The organism is Bradyrhizobium sp. WSM4873, from assembly GCF_055811355.1.
This window is the reverse complement of the sequence record NZ_JBVVPS010000109.1, coordinates 1-803: the sequence shown is the minus strand read 5'-3', so window position 1 is coordinate 803 and position 803 is coordinate 1. Positions and strand designations below refer to the sequence as shown.

At 62.9% G+C, this 803-nt stretch carries 1 protein-coding gene; it reads right to left on the bottom strand.

Annotated elements, in window-relative coordinates; translation table 11 throughout:
* A partial coding sequence (locus AC0L21_RS37955) for an IS110 family transposase (protein WP_473267101.1) occupies positions 1-630 on the bottom strand: 630 nt, incomplete at its 3' end.
* Between the last annotated feature and the right edge of the window lie 173 nt (positions 631-803).

Here is an 803-nt window from a genome sequence, read left to right as displayed (position 1 = left end):
CATCTGTGCGATCAGCTGCATGCAGGCTACGGGACCTACGCCGGGAAGTGACCGTATCAACTGCGCATCATCCGAGATTTCCGGCTCAGTCTTGATCAATGCGCTGATGTCGGCCTCGATCTCGGCGATCTCGCTGTCGAGGACTTCAATGAGACGGCCGATACGATCGGCCATGGCGCGGTCATCGGCCTCGCTGCGCCGGTTCTTCTCCTGAGCACGCATGAGGACCAGCTGATCCCGCCGTTTTGCCAGCCTGGCCAGCGCATTGCGGGCGGGATTGGCGGCTTGCTCGGTGGCCGGCTGCATGGCCCGGGCAAAGCTCGCCAGCATCCGCGCATCGATCGGGTCAGTCTTGGCCAGCTGGCCACTGGCGCGCGCAAAGTCGCGGGCCCGGGCCGGGTTGATCCGGGCGAAACGGATGCCGGCCTGACTGAGCGCCTCGCGAAGCTCGATGTCATAGACACCCGTGGCTTCGAAGACGACCAGCACATCGCATCGCCAACGCGCCACGATCTGTGTGATGGCCTGTGTCGCGTTGGCGATGCGCTCCGGCACGCCCAAGCTCTCATCGAAGATATCGAGATATCGTTTGGAGACGTCGATTCCGACGCAACGAAGGGGTATCATCATGGTGCCTGTCCCTGTGATGCGAGGTCTGTTGGCGCAGCCTCGTGCAACTGTTCAGGTTGATAGATGGAACGGGCGGGAGACCGAGCCGGCTCACGGCGTCAAGCGCCAAGGACCCAACGGCTTCCCGCCCACCCTCATCCTGACAGACTTCCAAGACACAGGGACCCATACGC